Raw genomic sequence first — 17,670 nt, 5'->3', positions numbered from 1 at the left:
CATGCGCCTGCCCGCCGCCACCGCCATCGCGCTCGAACCGACGTCGGCCACGCCGCACGCGCGGATCGAGAAGGCCGCGCACGAGCTGGAGGCGCAGTTCGCGCAGATGCTGATCAAGTCGATGCGCAGCGCCAGCCCGGGCGATCCGCTGATGGGCGGCGACAACACCTACCGCGACATGTACGACCAGCAGCTCTCGCGCGAGCTGACCAAGGGCCGCGGCCTCGGCCTGGCGCCGATGATCATGCGCCAGCTCGAACGCAGTTCCGGCACCGCGGCGCAACCGGCCGCAACCTCGTATGCCTTGCCACCGAACAACCTGCCGCTGGGCGCTCCGGGAGTTGCGGCGCCGATGTCTCTGGCGCCGTCCAGCTCGGGCGTGTCGATGCCGGCGCTGACGCCGGCCGAAGCCCCCGCGGCGCCGGCCGTCGGTGCGATGTCCGATTGCGCGCCCGATGGGCCGGTCGATTGCAGCAGCCCCGAGGCCTTCGTGCGCTCGATCTGGCCGCACGCGCAGAAGACCGCCGCCGAACTCGGCGTGCCGGCCAAGGCGCTGGTGGCCCAGGCCGCGCTCGAAACCGGCTGGGGGCGTCGCCTCGCGGGCCAGGACGGTGCGTCCTCGCACAACCTGTTCGGCATCAAGGCCGGTGGCCGCTGGAATGGGCAGCGCATGAGCGCCAACACTCACGAGTACGTAGACGGCACCCGTCGCAGCGAGCGCGCCGATTTCCGCGCCTACACCTCCCCAGCGGACAGTTTCGCCGACTACGCGCGCGTGCTCGGAAACCCTCGTTACGCCTCGGCGCGAGGCGCCGGCGACGACGTGCATCGCTTCGCCAGCGCGTTGCAGCAGGCCGGCTACGCGACCGATCCATCCTATGCCGCGAAGATCAGCGCGATTGCCAATGGCGCCACGCTCAACCGCGCACTGGCGACGATACCAGGCGCGGATTCCATGAACCGTTACGCGGCCGCCACGGTCGACATGCCTTCCGGCAGTACGCTTTCGAGCAAGGGATAAACGATGTCTGGAGTGCTCTCCACCGGAACCTCCGCGCTGCTCGCCTTCCAACGCGCGCTCGGCACCGTCGGTCACAACGTCGCCAACGCCGCCACGCCGGGCTACAGCCGCCAGCGCGTCGAGTTCGCCGCACGTCCGGGCCAGGCCAACGGCCCTGGCTATATCGGCCAGGGCGTGGACGTGGCCCGGTTGCAGCGCCTGGCCGACGGCCTGGTGTTCGCGCGCCAGGTCGACAGCAGCGGTGAACTTGGTCGCCTCAGCCAGCTGTCTTCGATGAGCGACCGCATCGACAAGCTCGTGTCCGATTCGGCGACGGGTCTGTCGACGCCGTGGTCGGCATTCTTCAATGCCGCCAAGGGTGTCAGCGCCGATCCGACGTCGCAGGTTGCCCGCAGCCAGCTGCTCGCTTCCGGCGAACAGCTCGCGAGCCGCTGGCGTGCGCTGGACGGGCAGTTGTCCTCGCTGGAGGGTGAATCCGAGCAGCGCCTGAAGGACAAGGTCGGCGACGCCAACCGCCTCGCCAGCGAGATCGCCGCGCTCAACCAGGACATCGCCAGCGCCGGCAGCAATGCCGCGCCCGACCTGCTCGACGCGCGCGCCCTGCGCATCGACCAGCTGGCCTCGCTGGTCGGCGCGGAGACCGTCGCCCAGGACGATGGCTCGATCAACGTGTTCACGCCGGGCGGTCAGCCGCTGGTACTTGCCGATCGCGCGATGAAGCTGACCACGATCGCGGACCCCTACCGTCCCGATCACCTGCAGGTCGCGCTCGAAGGCGGCGGTGGTGCGGTGCGGCTGCCGCAGTCGGCAGTGTCGGGCGAGCTGGGCGGCCTGCTCGAGTACCGCGACCGCGTGCTCGATCCTGCGCGCGCCGAACTCGGCCGCCTCGCCACTGCCTTCGCCGAGAGCTTCAACGCGGCCCATCGCGCCGGTGTGGACTACAACGGCGCGGCCGGCAAGGACTTCTTCACCATCGCCCCGCCGCGGGTCGATGCGCACGCCGGCAACACCGGCAGTGCGACGATCAACGCCAGTGTCAGCGATGTCGCCGCACTCAAGGGCAACGACCTGGTACTGCGCTTCGATGGCATCTGGAAGGCAACGCGCGCTGACACCGGCGAAGCGGTACCGATGACCGGCACCGGCACCGCTGCCGATCCCTTCAAGGTGGCCGGCGTTTCGCTGGTGGTCGGCGGCGCGCCTGCCGTCGGCGACAGCTTCGCGCTACGGCCGACGGCCGACGCCGCCGGCAGCCTGCGGGTGGCGATCACCGACCCGTTGCAGATCGCGGCGGCCTCGCCGTTGCAGGTCAAGGGCGACACGACCAACCTGGGCGATGCACGCGCGTCGGCAGCCAAGGTCACCGACCCGGCGGCATTTGCTTCCTTCGCCGGGGCCACGGTCGAGTTCATCGACGCCACGCAGTACACCATCAACGGCGCCGGCCCCTACCCTTACACCGCGGGCACGCCCATCGGCGATCCGGCGACGGGCTGGTCGATGACGCTGACCGGTACCCCGGCCGCGGGCGACAGCTTCTCGCTTGCACGCACGCCGCCGCGCTCGAGCGACAACGGCAACGCGCTGGCGCTCGCCGGGCTCGACCAGAAAACCGTGCTCGATGGCGGCACGCAGTCGCTCACCTCCGGCCTCAGCGGCCTCACCGCGCGCGTGGGCGGCGAAGCCCGCCATGCCAAGTTGAGCCTGGAAGCGCAGACCGCCATCAACGACCAGGTCATCGCCGAGCGCGAATCGCTTAGCGGCGTCAATCTCGATGAGGAGGCCGCCGACATGATGCGATTCCAGCAGGCCTACCAGGCCGCGGCGCAGGTGATCACCACCGCTGACAACATGTTCCAGACGCTGCTGTCGGCCGTGCGCCGCTGAGGACCAGACGATGACCCTACGAATCTCCACCGCCGGGTTGCATGCGCAGGGCCTGCAGAGCCTGCTGATGCGCCAGCAGCAGGTCGCGCGAACGCAGCAGCAGCTGGTCACCGGCAACAAGCTCGAGAGCGCCGCGGACGATCCGTCCGGCATGGCGCAGGCACAGCGGCTGGACCACGCGCTGGCCACGCTGGAGCAACACGGCAAGAGCGCCGGCCTGCTCGAACACCGCCTGCGTTCGCAGGAACAGGCGCTGAGCGATGTCGGCAGTCATCTGACGCGGGCGCGCGAACTGGCGATCCAGGCCAACAGCCCGGTGCTGTCGGACCCGGACCGCAAGGCGATCGCCGACGAACTGCGTTCGATCCGCAGCGAGATCATCAGCATCGCCAACCGCGAAGACGGCGCTGGCCGTCGGCTGTTCGCCGGTGCGCGCGATGGCGTGATCCCGTTTGCCGATGACAACGGCAACGTCACCTACGCCGGCGACGACGGCCGCAACCTGGTCGAGGTCGCACCCGACCTGACCGTCGCCGACACCGATGCGGGCAGCGACGTGTTCATGCGCGTGCGCACCGGCGACGGCATCGCGCGCGGCATTGCCGGCGCGGCCAATACCGGCACCGGCGTGCTCCAGGCCAGCGCGATCACCGACCACGCGGCGTGGGCCGGCCGTTCGCTGCAGGTGCAGTTCACCGCGCCCGATGCCTACCAGGTCGTCGATGCCGCCGGCACCGTGCTCGCCAGCGGCGCCTACACGGCCAACAGCACGATCAGCGCCGGTGGCGTGCAGGTCACGTTGACCGGTGCGCCCGCGGCCGGCGATACCTTCACGGTCGAACGCGCGCCGGTGCGCGACGTGTTCGCCACCCTCGAGAACCTGGCCGACACCCTCGATACCCCGGCGACCAGCCCGGCCGAACGCGCCCGCCGCAGCAATGCCCTGGGCGCTGCACTGGGCGACATCGAAACGGCGCAGGACCACATGCTGTCTGTGCGTGCCGGCACCGGCACGCGCCTGGCCTCGCTCGACAATGCCGCCGACGTGCGCGGCGCCGATGACCTGACGTTCTCCGAGACGCTGTCGCAGCTGCGCGATGTCGACTACGCCGAAGCCGCTAGCCAGCTGACCCTGCAACTGACCGCCCTGGAAGCCGCGCAGAAGACCATGCTTCGCGTCCAGTCGTTGTCCCTGTTCGACAAGATGTAAGGAAGCGAAGGACTTTTTTCGTGATCGGGTGGTCTGGCCCTAAAGCTTGACAGGACAGCGCCGATATTGATCACAGCAGCGGCGCTAGGCCCACCGGCCAACACCCTGCGAAAGCCGGACAGGCTATCGCCGCCGGATCCAACCTTCCAGGAGATCGCACCCATGCAAGTCATCAACTCCAACATCATGTCGTTGAACGCGCAGCGGAACCTGTCGACGTCCGGCTCGCAGCTCGCCACCAGCCTGCAGCGCCTGTCCTCGGGCCTGCGCATCAACAGCGCCAAGGACGACGCCGCCGGCCTCGCCATCTCCGAGCGCTTCACCACCCAGGTCCGCGGCATGGACCAGGCTGCACGCAACGCCAACGACGGCATCTCGCTTTCGCAGACCGCCGAAGGCGCGATGGGCGAAATCGGCAACAACCTGCAGCGTATCCGTGAGCTGGCCGTGCAGTCGCGCAACGCCACCAACTCCTCGACCGACCGCGCCGCGCTGAACGCCGAAGCCCAGCAGCTGAAGTCGGAAATAGACCGCGTCGCCGAGCAGACCTCCTTCAACGGCACCAAACTGCTCGACGGTTCGTTCACCGACCAGGCGTTCCAGGTCGGCGCCAACCAGGGTGAGACGATCACCGTGTCGGGCATCACCAACGCTTCCTCGTCGGCCCTGGGCACCTGGACGTCTGCCCCGACCACCACCTACAGCCAGACCACCTCGGCGGCCACGGCCACCGCGTTCGCCACCGGCATGTCGATCGACGTAAACGGCGTGACCATCTCCACGGCCGCAGGCGCCGCCGATGCCGCCGCTGCCGCGACCGCCTTCAAGGCTGCCTTCGACACCGCCAAGGCCAACCCGGCCAACACCGCCCTGGCCAACGTCACGATGAGTGCCGCCGGTGCGATCACCTCGACCGACAAGACCCTGACGCTGGCCAACGCGACCAACGTCAGCGGCGTGACCGCCGGCGCCACCAACGGCACCGCGACGACCGTCGCCGGTACCGCGCAGACCGGTTTTGGCGCCCTGGACATCTCCACCGTCGACGGCGCCGATGCCGCGATGCTGGCAATGGACGGCGCGCTGACGGCGATCAACACCGCCCGCGCCAACATGGGTGCCGTGCAGAACCGCTTCAGCTCGGTCGTCGCCAACCTGGGTTCGACCTCGGAGAACCTGTCGGCCGCACGCAGCCGAATCCAGGACGCCGACTTCGCTGCTGAAACGGCCAAGCTGACCCGCAACCAGATCCTGCAGCAGGCCGGTACGGCGATGCTGGCCCAGGCCAACCAGGCGCCGCAGGGCGTGCTGAGCCTCCTGCGCTGATGATCCACCCACGTGGCGCGGCTTCGGCCGCGCCACGTGCCGTTTCAACTGCTTCAACAGTTTCAACAGTTTCACCTTCTTCAATCTGACCCGCGGAGATCGCAATGGCTGGGGTAAGCAGCGCCGGTATCGGCAGTGGCCTCGACGTCCCGACCCTGGTTGCCCAGCTGGTCGCCAACGAGCGCGCGCCGACTGCGGCCCTGATCGACCGCAGCGAGCGCCAGACCAAGGCGCAGATCTCCGCGCTGGCGACGCTGCGCAGTGCCTTCGACGGCCTGCGCACCGCCCTCACCAAGCTCACCTCCGACGATTCGACGCTCGCGCGCAAGGTCACCGTCCAGGCCGAGGCCGGCTTCAGCGCCAGCGCCAGCGCCGGTGCGGCGACCGGCAACTACCAGGTCGAAGTCCTCGCGCTCGCGACGACCCACAAGCTGTCGTCGACCGCGTATGCCAAGAGCGACACCGCGGTCGGCACCGGCCAGCTCACCATCGTCAGCGGCGAGACGACGATCAACGTCGACATCGGCGATGACAACAACACCCTGGCCGGCATCCGCGACGCCATCAATCGCGCCGCCGACGGCAAGGGCGTCACCGCCACGATAGTGAACGCCGACGACGGCGCGCACCTGGTGCTCAGCGCCACCCAGAGTGGCGCGGCCAATGCGCTGCGCATCACCACCAGCGGCGGCGACGGCGGCCTGGCCGGACTGCGCCACGACCCGCCCAACGCCACCACGATGACCCAGCTCAGCGCCGCCGGCGATGCGCGCGTCAAGATCGACGGCCTGGTCCGTTCCAGCGCCAGCAACACCATCACCGACATGCTGCAGGGCGTGACCCTGACCTTGACCAAGGCCGCGGTCGGCACGGTCAAGGAACTCAACGTCTCCAGCGACCCGGCGGCGCTGCGCAACGCGGCCAAGGGCTTCGTGACTTCGTACAACGCCTCGCTCGGCGCGATTGCGAGCACGTCCAAGTACGACCCCGCCACCAAGATCGCCGCGGCATTCAACGGCGACGCCATGGTGCGGGGCACCGGCCAGGACCTGCGCAACCAGCTCAGCGGCTCGGTCACCGACCTCAAGGCGCTGGGCATCACGATTGCCGCCGATGGCACGTTGAAGATGGACGATGCGGTGTTCGACGCCGCCATCGCCAAGGACCCGACGCCTGCCACGCGACTGTTCGGCGCCGACAACAGCCTCGCCGCCGGCTTGCAGAAATCCCTGGCCGGCCTGCTCGACAAGGACGGCCTGATCGACAGCCGCAGCAACAACCTCGCCGGTCGCACCAGCTCGATCGAGGACCAGCGCAATGCGCTCGACCGCCGCATGACCCAGGTCGAGGCCCGTTACCGGGCGCAGTTCGTCGCCCTGGACGGGCTGATGTCGAAGATGCAGTCGACCAGCAGCTTCCTTTCCCAGCAACTTGGCCTGCTTTGACCACCACCGACACGAGCCGCGCCATGCACAGTGCCCGCACCTACGCCAACCAGTACCGCCAGACCGGCGTGTCCAGCGCCGTGCTCGACGCGAACCCGCACCAGCTGATCGCGTTGATGCTGGCCGGGGCGCGCGAGCGTGCACGCCTGGCGATCGCCTGCCTGGATCGCGGCGACCTGCCGCGCAAGGCCCAGGCGATCACCGACGCCAGCACGATTATTGGCGGCCTCAACGGCGCTCTGAACCTGGAGGCTGGCGGCGAGATCGCCGATGGCCTGCAGGCGCTGTACGACTACGCGCAACGACGCCTGCTGGCAGCCAACCTCGACAACGACGCCGCGCCGCTGCACGAAGTGGACTCGCTGCTCGGCGACATCGAATCGGCCTGGCGCGCGATTTCGCCGGAGACGGTGTGATGGCGGGCGTCGTGCCTACCCTGCCGGTCGTCGAGGTGCGCGCTGCGATCGCCGCCGAGGACTGGTCGCTGGCCGACGCGCTGCTGGAGCAGTACCACCTTGACCTCGTCGCGTCCCTGCGCCAGGCCGGCTCGCCGCTGCCGGCCGACGGCCCGTGGCTGGACCTGCTGCGCCAGCAGGACGAGCTGATCGCCGAACTGCGCAGCGCCTGCGATGCCACCGAATTGGCGATCGCGCGCCTGGGCGCCGACCGCCGCGGCGCCCGCGCCTGGTTGCGGGAGCTGGCATGAACCTGCCTATCGCCTCCGACCCGGTATTCGGCGAAACGCTGGTCTGCGACGAGATCCGGCCGGCCGCGTTCCTGCCGGGCGGATTCGACCAGGCGCAGCTGCAGGCGATGTGGGCCCGCGGCGAGATGCTCCTGCGCGCCCTGGCCGTGGTCGAGGACGGCAGCGGCGGCGAAGAGCCCGAGCAGCCCTCCGACCACGCCGTCCTTCGCATCGAGGCCAAGCTCGACCTGCTGACCGCCCTGGTCGCCAGCCTTGCCACCGCCCACGACGCCGACCCGCTGCGCCCGTTGCGCTGGTCGTCGCAGGGTGCCTGCCTGACTGCGGACGCCAACATTCCCACCGGTACGGTGGGTCGCTTCCGCGTCCAGCCCGCCGATTGGCTGCCCTCGCCCCTGGTGCTGCCGGCCACGTTGCACGCACGCGACATCGATCAGGCCGGCAGGCCGCGCCTGTGGCTGCGCTTTGGTCCGCTTTCGCCGGTGCTGGCGGCCGCGCTGGAGCGGCACCTGTTCCGGGTCCACCGCCGGGCCGTGGCCGAGAGCCGCCGCGGCCGCTGACCCGGCCGCTTATTTATCAAACGACGGTCACATTACTGTTGAGCGGCGCTGCCCTGTTGTGCGCACTGCGGCTATCTTGGCCGGGTGGTGCAATGGGGATCTGGCGTTGGTGCGAGTATTGATTTGCGATGATCACACCCTCGTCCGCGCGGGTGTGCGGCGATTGCTGGAGTCGTTCGCCGATATAGAAGTCGTCGCCGAAGCGAGCAATGCCGACGAGGTCATGATGCGCACGCAGCAGACCTTGCCCGACATCGTCCTGCTGGATCTCTCCCTGCCCGGCCGCAGCGGCTTCGACGCGCTGGCCGAACTTCGCCGCACCTGCCCGGACACCGCGGTCGTGATCATGTCGATGCACGACGATGCCCTGCACGTGCGCGAGGCGTTGCTGCGTGGCGCCAGCGGCTTCGTCGTCAAGGAAGCGGCACCCGCCGAGCTCGAGATCGCCGTGCGCGCGGCCGCATCGGGTCGCACCTTCCTCAGCCCGCAGGTGTCGGCGCCGCAGTTGCAGGGTTACCAGGCCCGCAAGGGCAACAACGGCAATGGCAACGGCGACAGCAAGGGCAGCGAGGACATCGACAGCCTGCCGCGCCGCCAGCGCGAGATCCTGCTGGCGCTGGGAACCGGCCGCACCACCAAGCAGATCGCGGCGGACCTGGGCATCAGCGTCAAGACCGTGGAAACCCATCGCGCGCGGATGATGGAAGCGCTGGGTGTGCGCAATGCCGTTGAACTGTTGCGCATCGCCATGCGCCACCACGACCGTCGCTGAGACATCCGTCGCAACGGGATACTGACGCTCCGCGTCAATGTTCGGCGCCGTCCGGACCGATCGCGTCGGAACCACGACGCAATGTCAGGGAACCCCCTACATCGATACAGGTATACCCCTAGTTGCGCGTAGGTTTGCCCCTATCGGATAGCCGTCACAGAACGAGCACGATGGATTCCGGGGATCGGCTGGACGCTGATCAGGGGAACCGAAGTGAAAGCCGCAATACGTGCCAACCTCGTGCAGGGTGTCAACCTGACGCCGCAACTGCTGCAATCGATCCGGTTGCTGCAGCTGAACTCCCTGCAGCTGGAACAGGAACTTCGCCAGACGCTCGAGCGCAACCCGCTGCTGGAGCAGGAAGAGCCGGGCGACGACGCCGAAGCGTCGGGCGATGCAGACAGCGCGACCCTGGAAGCGGCGGCATGGGACGAACTGCCCGAACCCTCCTTCCTGTCCGGTGGCGGCATTGCCGGCGGTGACGGCGACGATGCAACCCTGCGCATTGCCGGACAGGCCTCCAGCGACCCGCGCGTGCGCCTGCTGGAACAGCTCGCCCTGCAGTGGAACCAGCGCGACCTGGAAATGGCGGCCTGGTGGCTGGACCACTGCGACGATCGCGGCTATCTCGAACACTCCGTTGCCGAACTGCTGGCGCTGGGTGCGCAGGCCTTCCCGCAATGGGTCGATGACCTGGAGGTCGTCCGCCAACGCCTGCTGCATGGCGACTGCCCCGGGGTCGCCGCGGTCGACGCCGGCGAATGTCTGCGCGCGCAACTGGCCCTGCACACCGACTGCGGCCTGCGCACCCTGGCCCTGCGCATCCTTGGCGAACAGCTACCCCTGCTGGCCGCCCACGACGACGCGGCGCTGGCCGCCGCGCTCGACGAGGACATCGAGCACGTACGCGCCGCGGTGGCGCTGATCCTCACCCTGCGCGCCCATCCGATTGAAATCCTGCCCGAACCTGACACGGCGGTCGTCCCGGACGTGGTTGTCTGGCACGCCGGGGGCGCCTGGCGCGTGGCGCTGAACCAGCGCACCGCGCCGCGCGTGCGCATCGCCGCGCACTGCGAGCGCGCCCTGGCCGGCAACGCGGGCAGCCACGGCGGCAACGCCAGCAGTCATGCGGTGCTGCGCGGCCTGCTCGACGAAGCCCGCTGGCTGGTCCGCGGCCTGGCCATGCGCAACGACACCCTGCTGCGCACCGCGCAGGTGCTTATCGAGCGCCAGCGCGCATTCCTTGATCGCGGCGAGGAAGCGATCGTGCCGCTGACGCTGAACGAGGTTGCCGAGGCGATCGGCATGCACGAGTCCACCGTCTCGCGCATCGTCAACGGCAAGTACATCCAGACCCCGCGCGGCACGTTCGAACTCAAGCGCCTGTTCGCGGTGCGGTTGGAAGGCGCCGAAGTCGCCGGCACCGCGGTACGCGCCATGGTCAAGCGCCTGATCGAGTCCGAACCGGCCGCCGCGCCGCTCGCCGACGACGTCATCGCCGGCCTGCTCGCGCGCCAGGGCGTGCGCGTTGCGCGCCGCACCGTCGCCAAGTATCGCGACCAGCTCTCGATCGGTCCGGCCCGGGCGCGCCAGCGCCTTCCCGGCCGCGCGATGGCCGGCTGAAAGGAGTGCATGACATGCGTGAATTGAACGTACTGCTGGTAGACGACCATGCCGGCTTCATCGCCGCGGCGATGCGCAGCCTGCGCCGGCTGCCGTGGATGCACGTGATCGGCACCGCCAGCAACGGCATCGAGGCGATTGCCCAGTGCGAGACGCTGCGGCCCGACGCGGTGCTGATGGACCTGGCCATGCCCGAGATGGGCGGCCTGCAGGCCACGCGCCTGATCAAGGCCCAGGACAATCCGCCCTACATCGTGATCGCCAGCCACTTCGACGACGGCGAGCATCGCGAACACGCCCTGCGTGCCGGCGCCGACGCCTTCGTGAGCAAGCTGGCCTACCTGCACGACGTGGTGCCGCTGCTCGAGAAGCTCGTCGCCGACTCGGGAGACGTGGCATGAGCGAGTCGCGCATCCTGATCCTCGATCACGACATCGAGCGCGCCGAGCGCGTCTCCACATTGCTGGAGTTCATGGACTTCAGCCCGCGCATCGTCGCCGATGCCGGCGACATCGACATCACCCGCGCCCGCGCCAGCGACTGGGTCGCCGTGCTGATCGGCGAGGTCGGCGATGGCGCCAGCTGGCAGGCGTTCGCCGCCTGGCTGGCGCGGCAGTCGCTGCATCCGCCGGTGCTGGAACTGCCCGGCCATGCCGCCGACGCCGCCTGGCGCGCCGCATTGCATCCGCAGACCGTGTGGCCGCTGCACTACCCGATCCGCCGCACCGAACTGCAGGAATCGTTGCGCCGGGCCAGCCTCAAGCGCCTGGATGAAGATGCGCGCCTGGAGATTCCGAAAGTCGGCCCGACCGGCCGCAGCGCAGGCGTGCTGCAGCTCAACCGCATGATCGACCAGGTCGCCCCGCACGACACCACGGTATTGGTGCTGGGCGAATCGGGCACCGGCAAGGAAGTCGCGGCGCGTGCGATCCATGCGCGGTCGGCCCGCCGCGACAAGCCCTTCGTGGCCATCAACTGCGGCGCGATCCCGCCGGATCTGCTCGAGAGCGAACTGTTCGGCCACGAGAAAGGCGCCTTCACCGGTGCGCTCACCCAGCGCAAAGGCCGCTTCGAGATGGCCGAGGGCGGCACGCTGCTGCTCGACGAGATCGGCGACATGAGCCTGCCGATGCAGGTCAAGCTGCTGCGCGTGCTGCAGGAACGCTGCTTCGAGCGCGTCGGCGGCAACGAGACCCGCAAGTGCGACGTGCGCGTGGTTGCCGCGACCCATCGCAATCTGGAAGACCAGATTGCCAAGGGCAACTTCCGCGAAGATCTCTTTTACCGCCTCAACGTGTTCCCGATCGAGATGCCGGCGCTGCGCGAGCGCAGCGAAGACCTCCCCGACCTGATCGCCGCGATCACCCGCCAGCTGGCCGAAAGCGGCCGCGGCCGCGTGGCGTTGGCAGACGACGCGGTCAATGCGCTGCGCCACTACGCCTGGCCCGGCAATGTCCGCGAGCTCAGCAACCTGCTCGAGCGCCTGGCCGTGCTGCATCCGGGCGGCAACGTCCGCGCCGCCGACCTGCCCGCGCGCTATCGCGCGGCGCTGCCGCCGGGCGAGATGTTCGAGGCATCGCCGACGCCTACCCAGATCGCGCCGCCGCAGGCCGCCAACCTTGGCCACGCGATGGCGATCGACCCGACCCTGCTCGCCCCGACCGCGACACTGCCGCCGCAGGGCATCGACCTGCGCGGGCACATCGCCGGCATCGAGCTGGAGTTGATCCGCGCCGCCCTGAACCAGTCCGGTGGCGTGGTCGCCCATGCCGCGCCATTGCTCGGGCTGCGCCGGACCACACTGGTGGAGAAGCTGCGCAAGTACGGCATCGATCGCGACGACCGCGACGGTGCAGACGTGCCGGGGGACCAGGCGGCGGGATTCTGAGGCGACGGGTCTGTGACGGCAGAAATCTGACGCCGCTCTGGCACGCGCCTTGCCTAGTCACTGCAAGCACGATTGGCAGCGACTGACCCGATGACCGACGCCATTTCATCGATCCTTTCCCAGATCCGCGCGCACGAGATGCGCTCGCGCGGAAGCCTGGCCGACGCGCCGCTGGGCAATGCGATCGCGATCGACGGCAACCGCGCCAGCGGCGGCGTGGGCGGCACCGCCTCCGCCCCCGGTTTCCAGCAGACGCTGTCGAATGCGATCGACAAGGTCAGCCAGACCCAGGCCAATGCCAGCAGCCTGCAGACGGCCTTCGAACTGGGCGATCCGCGCGCCGACCTGGCGCGGGTGATGGTGGCGATGCAGCAGTCGCAGGTCGCCTTCCGCGCCACCGTCGAAGTGCGCAACCGCCTGGTGCAGGCGTACCAGGACGTCATGAACATGCCCATCTGAGGCACGCAGTAACCAGCCGAACCCGCCGCTCCCGCCACCACTCTCCGCAGCAGACCCGCACCGATGAGCGTGATCGCACTTCCCCAAGGCACTGCCGGCAGCTTGCGCGACCTGCGTCGCCTGCAGGACATTCCTGCCGTTCGCCAGCTCGGCCTGTTCGCGCTGGTGGCTGCCGCCATCGCGCTGGGTCTGGGGTTGTTCTTCTGGACGCAGAAACCCGACTACGTGCCGGTGTTCGCCGGTCTCGACGCCAAGGCGACCGGTGAAGCCTCCGATCTGTTGCGCACCGCGCAGATCCCGTTCCGCATCGATCCCGGCAGCGGCGCACTGGCCGTGCCGACCGAACAGATCGGCGCGGCCAAGATGGCGCTTGCCTCGGCCGGCCTTCCTGCCGACAACAGCGCCGGCTTCGAATCGATCCAGGGCGACCAGGGGTTCGGCACCAGCCAGTTCATCGAGAGCGCGCGCTACCAGCACGTGCTGGAGATCGAGCTGGCACGCACCATCGGCAACCTGCGCCCGGTACGCGAAGCACGCGTCCACCTGGCCCTGCCCAAGCCGAGTGCGTTCACCCGCCAGAACGAACCGGCCAGCGCGTCGGTCGTGCTGCAACTGCAGACCGGCAGCACGCTCGAGCGCGGCCAGGTCGATGCGATCGTGCACCTGGTCGCATCGAGCATTGCCGAGTTGCCGCCCGAGCGCGTGACTGTGGTCGACCAGTTCGGGCGCATGCTCTCCAATGCCGATCCCGACAGCGACGACGCCATCGGCGCCAAGCAGTTCGAGCAGCAGCGCCGCCAGGAATCGGTGTACGTGCAGCGCATCCAGGAACTGCTCGAGCCGATGACCGGCCCCGGCCGCATCAGCGCGCAGGTCAGCGTCGACATGGACTTCGCCCAGACCGAACAGGCCAGCGAGCGCTATGGCCCGCAGACGGCGATGGTGCGCAGCGAACAGCTTTCCGAATCCGGCAACCTCGGCGCCGCGGCCGTGCCGCCGCAAGGGATTCCCGGCAGTGTCAGCAACACGCCGACCGCGGCCAATACCGTCGCCCCGGCTGGCAGCCCTGCCGCTCCCGGCGCGCAGCCTGCCGCGCCCCCTGCCCCGGCCGCTGCGGTGGCGCAGTCCGGCCCCGGCAGCCGCAGCTCGGTGCGCAACTACGAGCTCGACCGCACCCTCACCCACACCCGCCAGGCCCCGGGACGGATCCGCCGCGTCACCGCCGCCGTGCTGGTCGACAATGTCGCCCAGGGCGCAGGCGAAACCGGCAAGCCGGCCAAGCCGCGCGCACTGAGCTCAGCCGAGCTGCAGCGCATCCAAACCCTGGTGCAGCAGGCCATCGGCTTCGATGCGCAACGCGGCGACGTGGTCTCGGTGGTCAACGCGCCGTTCGCACGCGACATCGGCGAGGTCGACAAGGACGGCCCGCCGGTGTGGCAGAACCCGCGCGCCCGCGACCTGCTGCGCACCGTGCTGGGCGGCCTCGCGGTGCTGCTGCTGATCTTCACCGTGTTGCGCCCGGCGCTGCGCCAGCTGATCGCCCCCAAGTCCCGCACCACCACCACCACTGCGGTGGTGCTGGAACATGACGAAGACGTGCCGGTGGCGTTGTCGGCGCCGCAATCGGCCAAGGCCGGCGGGCCGGCGCAGCTGAACTTCGACGAGAAGCTCGAAGTGGCGCGCACCGCCGTCAACACCGATGCCAAACGCGTGGCGCAGGTCGTGCGCGACTGGGTCGAATCCGATGGCTGAGTCGATGCCCCTGTCCGGCGTCCAGCGTGCCGCGATCGTGCTGCTGTCGCTCGGCGAGCAGCAGGCGGCCGAGGTGCTCAAGCACATGGGCGCCAAGGAAGTGCAGAAGCTCGGCGTGGCGATGACCTCGGTCGGCGGCGTCTCGCGCGATGATGTCCTGCGCGTGTTCGACGATTTCGTCGACGTGCTGGCACAACCGAGCGCGCTTGGCTCGGGCGCCGACGAATACGTGCGCGCGGTGCTGACCCAGGCGCTGGGCGAGGAACGCGCCAGCAGCCTGATCGACCGCATCCTGCTCGGCCGCAACACCTCCGGGCTCGACACCCTCAAGTGGATGGAACCGCGCGCCATCGCCGACCTGGTGCGGCTGGAACACCCGCAGATCATCGCCATCGTGATGTCGCACCTGGACGCGGACCAGGCCGCCGAAGTCCTCAAGTGCCTGCCCGACCGCGTCCGCGCCGACGTGCTGGTGCGCATCGCCACCCTCGACGGCATTCCGCCGCACGCGCTGAACGAACTCAACGACGTCATGGCGCGCCAGTTTGCCGGCAGCCAGAACCTCAAGTCGTCCTCGGTCGGCGGCATCAAGGTGGCGGCCAACATCCTCAACTTCATGGACTCGGGCCAGGACGAAATCATCCTGGGGGCGATCGGCCAGGTCGACGGCGACCTGGGTGGACGCATCCGCGACCTGATGTTCGTGTTCGACAACCTTTCCGATCTCGACGACCGCTCGATGCAGGCCGTGCTGCGCGACGTTCCCAGCGACCGTCTCGCGCTGGCGCTGCGCGGCGCCGAAGCCAAGGTGCGCGAGAAGATCACCGGCAACATGTCGCAGCGCGCCGCCGAGATCCTCATCGAGGACATGGAGGCCCGCGGCCCGGTGCGCCTGGCCGAAGTCGAAGCCGCGCAGAAGGAGATCCTGTCGATCGTGCGCCGGATGGCCGACAGCGGTGAGATCCAGCTGGCGGCCAAGACCGAGGCATTCGTATGAGTGCCCAGGCCGTGTCGTTCGACGTGGTGCGCTGGAATGCTCCTGGCCTGGCGACGGGCCTGGCGCCGCTGGTCGAAGATCAGCCGGTACTGCCCGCGCCACCCAGCGTGGAGGAGTTGCAGGCGCTCGAACGCGCCGCCCAGGCCGAAGGCTATGCGCGTGGCCACGCCGAAGGCCTTGCCGCGGCGCAGGACGAAGTGCGCCGCACGATGGCGCAGATCGAGGGCATCCTCGACGGCTTCACCCGGCCGCTGGCCCGGCTCGACGGCGAAGTGGCCGATGCCCTGGCCGACCTTGCCGTGCGCATCGCCGGCACCCTGCTCGGCCGCGCCTATATCGCCGATGCCACCCTGCTTGCCGACCTCGTGCGCGAAGCGCTGGATGCGGTCGGCAGCGGCAGCCGCGAGATTGAACTTCGCCTGCACCCCGACGATTTCGGCGTGCTCGCCCCGCACCTGGCCGGACTCGACGGCGTGCGATTGACCATCGACGGCACGCTCGGCCGCGGCGAACTGCGCCTCAACAGCGAGAGCGTGCGCATCGATGGCACCCTGGCCGCGCGCCTGCAGTCGGTGCTCGATGCCGCAGTGCTCGATGCCGCGCTGGTGTCCAGTCCGGAGGCCACGCCATGAGTCAGGTCGCCGCCGCCCACTGGCAGGAAGCACGTGGACTGCGCCTGGCCTCGCGCCTGGCCGCGGCCAATCCGCAACCGGCCTCGCTGGGGCTGGCGCGCGAAGGGGTGCTGCGCCGCGCCGTGGGTCTCACCCTCGAGGCCTCCGGCTGCAGCGCGCCCCTGGGCTCGCGCTGCCGCGTCGAGACCGCCGGTGGCCGCTGGGTCGAAACCGAAGTCGTCGGCTTCGCCGGCGACCGCACCTTCCTCATGCCCACCGCCAACCTCGAAGGCCTGCTGCCGAACGCGCGCGTGGTGCCGACGCGGCGCCGCGGCGAAGTCGCGGTCGGCGAAGGCCTGCTCGGTCGTGTGATCGACAGCGATGGCGTGCCGTTCGACGGTCGCGGGCCGCTGCGCGCCGAGCACTGGGTCGGCCTGGGCGGTGTCGCGATCAATCCGCTCATGCGCGAGCCGATCACGCGTTCGCTCGACGTCGGCGTGCGTGCGATCAACGCCCTGCTGCCGATCGGACGTGGCCAGCGCATCGGCCTGTTCGCCGGTTCCGGCGTCGGCAAGTCGACACTGCTGGGGATGATGACCCGCTACACCGCCGCCGACGTCATCGTCGTCGGCCTGATCGGCGAGCGCGGCCGCGAAGTACGCGACTTCGTCGAGAGCACCCTGGGCGAGGAAGGCCTGCGCCGATCGGTGGTGGTCGCCGCGCCGGCCGATCGCCCGCCGCTGGCGCGCCTGCACGGTGCGCTGCGTGCCACCGCCATTGCCGAGTGGTACCGCGACCAGGGCCTGCACGTGCTGCTGCTGATGGATTCACTGACCCGCTTCGCCCATGCCCAGCGCGAGATCGGCCTGTCGGTGGGCGAGCCGCCCACCACCCGCGGCTACCCGCCATCGGTTTTCGCCAAGCTGCCGCAGCTGGTGGAACGGGCCGGCAACGGCGCCGAGGGCAGCGGCTCGATCACCGCGTTCTATACCGTGCTCACCGAAGGCGACGACCAGCAGGAACCCATCGCCGATGCCGCGCGCGCGATCCTGGACGGCCACATCGTGCTGACCCGTCGCATCGCCGATGCCGGCCAGTACCCGGCAATCGACGTCGAGGTCTCGGTCAGTCGCGTCATGCAGGACATCACCGACCCGGCCTGGCGCGAGCGCATCCGCAAGCTCAAGCGCCTGATGGCGGCCTACTCGGCGCAGCGCGACCTGATCGCCATCGGCGCCTACCAGCGCGGCAGCGATCCGTCCGTCGACGAGGCCATGGCCCGCTGGCCGGCGATCCAGGCCTTCCTCGGCCAGGACGTCGCCGAAGCTTCCGACGTCGAAGCCAGCCGCGCCGCTCTCGCGCGCCTGCTCGACGGCACCGACACCTCCTCCCTGCCGATGATCCTGGAGACCTGAT

17 protein-coding genes are annotated in these 17,670 nt (G+C 69.5%); all 17 read left to right on the top strand.

Annotated features, from left to right (window positions below; genetic code table 11):
• Position 1: 1 nt before the first annotated feature.
• The 17 genes from flgJ (at position 2) to fliI (ending at position 17,669) form a co-directional block, all read left to right on the top strand.
• Positions 2-1,021 (top strand): flagellar assembly peptidoglycan hydrolase FlgJ, encoded by a 1,020-nt coding sequence (flgJ, locus tag AC1DER_RS01295; RefSeq protein ID WP_477243787.1) that lies wholly within the window; start codon positions 2-4, stop codon positions 1,019-1,021.
• A gap of 3 nt (positions 1,022-1,024) precedes the next feature.
• Entirely contained in the window at positions 1,025-2,908 is a 1,884-nt protein-coding gene (gene flgK, locus AC1DER_RS01290) for a flagellar hook-associated protein FlgK (RefSeq protein WP_477243785.1), read from the top strand.
• A 10-nt stretch (positions 2,909-2,918) separates the two neighbouring features.
• Positions 2,919-4,118 (top strand): flagellar hook-associated protein FlgL, encoded by a 1,200-nt coding sequence (gene flgL, locus AC1DER_RS01285; RefSeq protein WP_477243783.1) that lies wholly within the window; start codon positions 2,919-2,921, stop codon positions 4,116-4,118.
• A gap of 162 nt (positions 4,119-4,280) precedes the next feature.
• Positions 4,281-5,444, top strand: a complete 1,164-nt coding sequence (locus AC1DER_RS01280) for a flagellin (RefSeq protein ID WP_477243781.1) — start codon at positions 4,281-4,283, stop codon at positions 5,442-5,444.
• 104 nt (positions 5,445-5,548) lie between these two features.
• Positions 5,549-6,889 (top strand): flagellar filament capping protein FliD, encoded by a 1,341-nt coding sequence (gene fliD, locus AC1DER_RS01275; protein ID WP_477243779.1) that lies wholly within the window; start codon positions 5,549-5,551, stop codon positions 6,887-6,889.
• A 23-nt stretch (positions 6,890-6,912) separates the two neighbouring features.
• The gene (gene fliS / locus AC1DER_RS01270; protein ID WP_441814442.1) at positions 6,913-7,305 is read left to right on the top strand and encodes a flagellar export chaperone FliS; all 393 of its coding nucleotides are present in this window, start codon (positions 6,913-6,915) and stop codon (positions 7,303-7,305) included.
• Between the two features lie 11 nt (positions 7,306-7,316).
• The gene (locus AC1DER_RS01265; RefSeq protein ID WP_477357577.1) at positions 7,317-7,595 is read left to right on the top strand and encodes a hypothetical protein; all 279 of its coding nucleotides are present in this window, start codon (positions 7,317-7,319) and stop codon (positions 7,593-7,595) included.
• A complete protein-coding gene (locus AC1DER_RS01260; RefSeq protein WP_441814444.1) occupies positions 7,592-8,152 on the top strand; it encodes a PilZ domain-containing protein in 561 nt (186 codons plus the stop codon). Before AC1DER_RS01265 ends, AC1DER_RS01260 begins: the two co-directional genes overlap by 4 nt.
• Before the next feature lie 109 nt (positions 8,153-8,261).
• Complete coding sequence (locus AC1DER_RS01255; RefSeq protein WP_441814445.1) at positions 8,262-8,924, top strand: response regulator; 663 nt, start codon at positions 8,262-8,264, stop codon at positions 8,922-8,924.
• A 213-nt stretch (positions 8,925-9,137) separates the two neighbouring features.
• Positions 9,138-10,547 carry an RNA polymerase factor sigma-54 gene (rpoN, locus tag AC1DER_RS01250; RefSeq protein ID WP_477246681.1) on the top strand — a complete coding sequence of 470 codons (1,410 nt, stop codon included), beginning with the start codon at positions 9,138-9,140 and terminating at the stop codon, positions 10,545-10,547.
• 14 nt (positions 10,548-10,561) lie between these two features.
• Entirely contained in the window at positions 10,562-10,948 is a 387-nt protein-coding gene (locus AC1DER_RS01245; protein WP_441814447.1) for a response regulator, read from the top strand.
• Complete coding sequence (locus tag AC1DER_RS01240; RefSeq protein WP_477246679.1) at positions 10,945-12,435, top strand: sigma-54 dependent transcriptional regulator; 1,491 nt, start codon at positions 10,945-10,947, stop codon at positions 12,433-12,435. Before AC1DER_RS01245 ends, AC1DER_RS01240 begins: the two co-directional genes overlap by 4 nt.
• A 90-nt stretch (positions 12,436-12,525) precedes the next feature.
• Positions 12,526-12,894, top strand: a complete 369-nt coding sequence (gene fliE, locus AC1DER_RS01235; protein ID WP_477246677.1) for a flagellar hook-basal body complex protein FliE — start codon at positions 12,526-12,528, stop codon at positions 12,892-12,894.
• Between the two features lie 63 nt (positions 12,895-12,957).
• On the top strand, positions 12,958-14,646 hold the full coding sequence (gene fliF / locus AC1DER_RS01230) for a flagellar basal-body MS-ring/collar protein FliF (protein ID WP_477246675.1): 1,689 nt from the start codon (positions 12,958-12,960) through the stop codon (positions 14,644-14,646).
• Between the two features lie 10 nt (positions 14,647-14,656).
• Positions 14,657-15,643, top strand: coding sequence for a flagellar motor switch protein FliG (fliG, locus tag AC1DER_RS01225; RefSeq protein WP_441815197.1), 987 nt, complete (start codon positions 14,657-14,659; stop codon positions 15,641-15,643).
• Positions 15,640-16,275, top strand: a complete 636-nt coding sequence (locus AC1DER_RS01220) for a FliH/SctL family protein (protein ID WP_477246673.1) — start codon at positions 15,640-15,642, stop codon at positions 16,273-16,275. The genes fliG and AC1DER_RS01220 overlap by 4 nt, the downstream gene beginning before the upstream one ends.
• Positions 16,272-17,669 (top strand): flagellar protein export ATPase FliI, encoded by a 1,398-nt coding sequence (gene fliI / locus AC1DER_RS01215; protein WP_477246671.1) that lies wholly within the window; start codon positions 16,272-16,274, stop codon positions 17,667-17,669. The genes AC1DER_RS01220 and fliI overlap by 4 nt, the downstream gene beginning before the upstream one ends.
• Position 17,670 lies beyond the last annotated feature (1 nt).

The organism is Lysobacter sp. 05T417, assembly GCF_056396405.1.
This window is presented reverse-complemented; position numbering and strand designations above follow the sequence as displayed.

Bases quoted from the DNA above. Each gene is read 5' to 3' on its own strand.
- flgJ (WP_477243787.1), top strand. From the start codon at position 2: ATGCGCCTGCCCGCCGCCACCGCCATCGCGCTCGAACCGACGTCGGCC.
- flgK (WP_477243785.1), top strand. From the start codon at position 1,025: ATGTCTGGAGTGCTCTCCACCGGAACCTCCGCGCTGCTCGCCTTCCAA.
- flgL (WP_477243783.1), top strand. From the start codon at position 2,919: ATGACCCTACGAATCTCCACCGCCGGGTTGCATGCGCAGGGCCTGCAG.
- AC1DER_RS01280 (WP_477243781.1), top strand. From the start codon at position 4,281: ATGCAAGTCATCAACTCCAACATCATGTCGTTGAACGCGCAGCGGAAC.
- fliD (WP_477243779.1), top strand. From the start codon at position 5,549: ATGGCTGGGGTAAGCAGCGCCGGTATCGGCAGTGGCCTCGACGTCCCG.
- fliS (WP_441814442.1), top strand. From the start codon at position 6,913: ATGCACAGTGCCCGCACCTACGCCAACCAGTACCGCCAGACCGGCGTG.
- AC1DER_RS01260 (WP_441814444.1), top strand. From the start codon at position 7,592: ATGAACCTGCCTATCGCCTCCGACCCGGTATTCGGCGAAACGCTGGTC.
- AC1DER_RS01245 (WP_441814447.1), top strand. From the start codon at position 10,562: ATGCGTGAATTGAACGTACTGCTGGTAGACGACCATGCCGGCTTCATC.
- AC1DER_RS01240 (WP_477246679.1), top strand. From the start codon at position 10,945: ATGAGCGAGTCGCGCATCCTGATCCTCGATCACGACATCGAGCGCGCC.
- fliE (WP_477246677.1), top strand. From the start codon at position 12,526: ATGACCGACGCCATTTCATCGATCCTTTCCCAGATCCGCGCGCACGAG.
- fliF (WP_477246675.1), top strand. From the start codon at position 12,958: ATGAGCGTGATCGCACTTCCCCAAGGCACTGCCGGCAGCTTGCGCGAC.
- AC1DER_RS01220 (WP_477246673.1), top strand. From the start codon at position 15,640: ATGAGTGCCCAGGCCGTGTCGTTCGACGTGGTGCGCTGGAATGCTCCT.
- fliI (WP_477246671.1), top strand. From the start codon at position 16,272: ATGAGTCAGGTCGCCGCCGCCCACTGGCAGGAAGCACGTGGACTGCGC.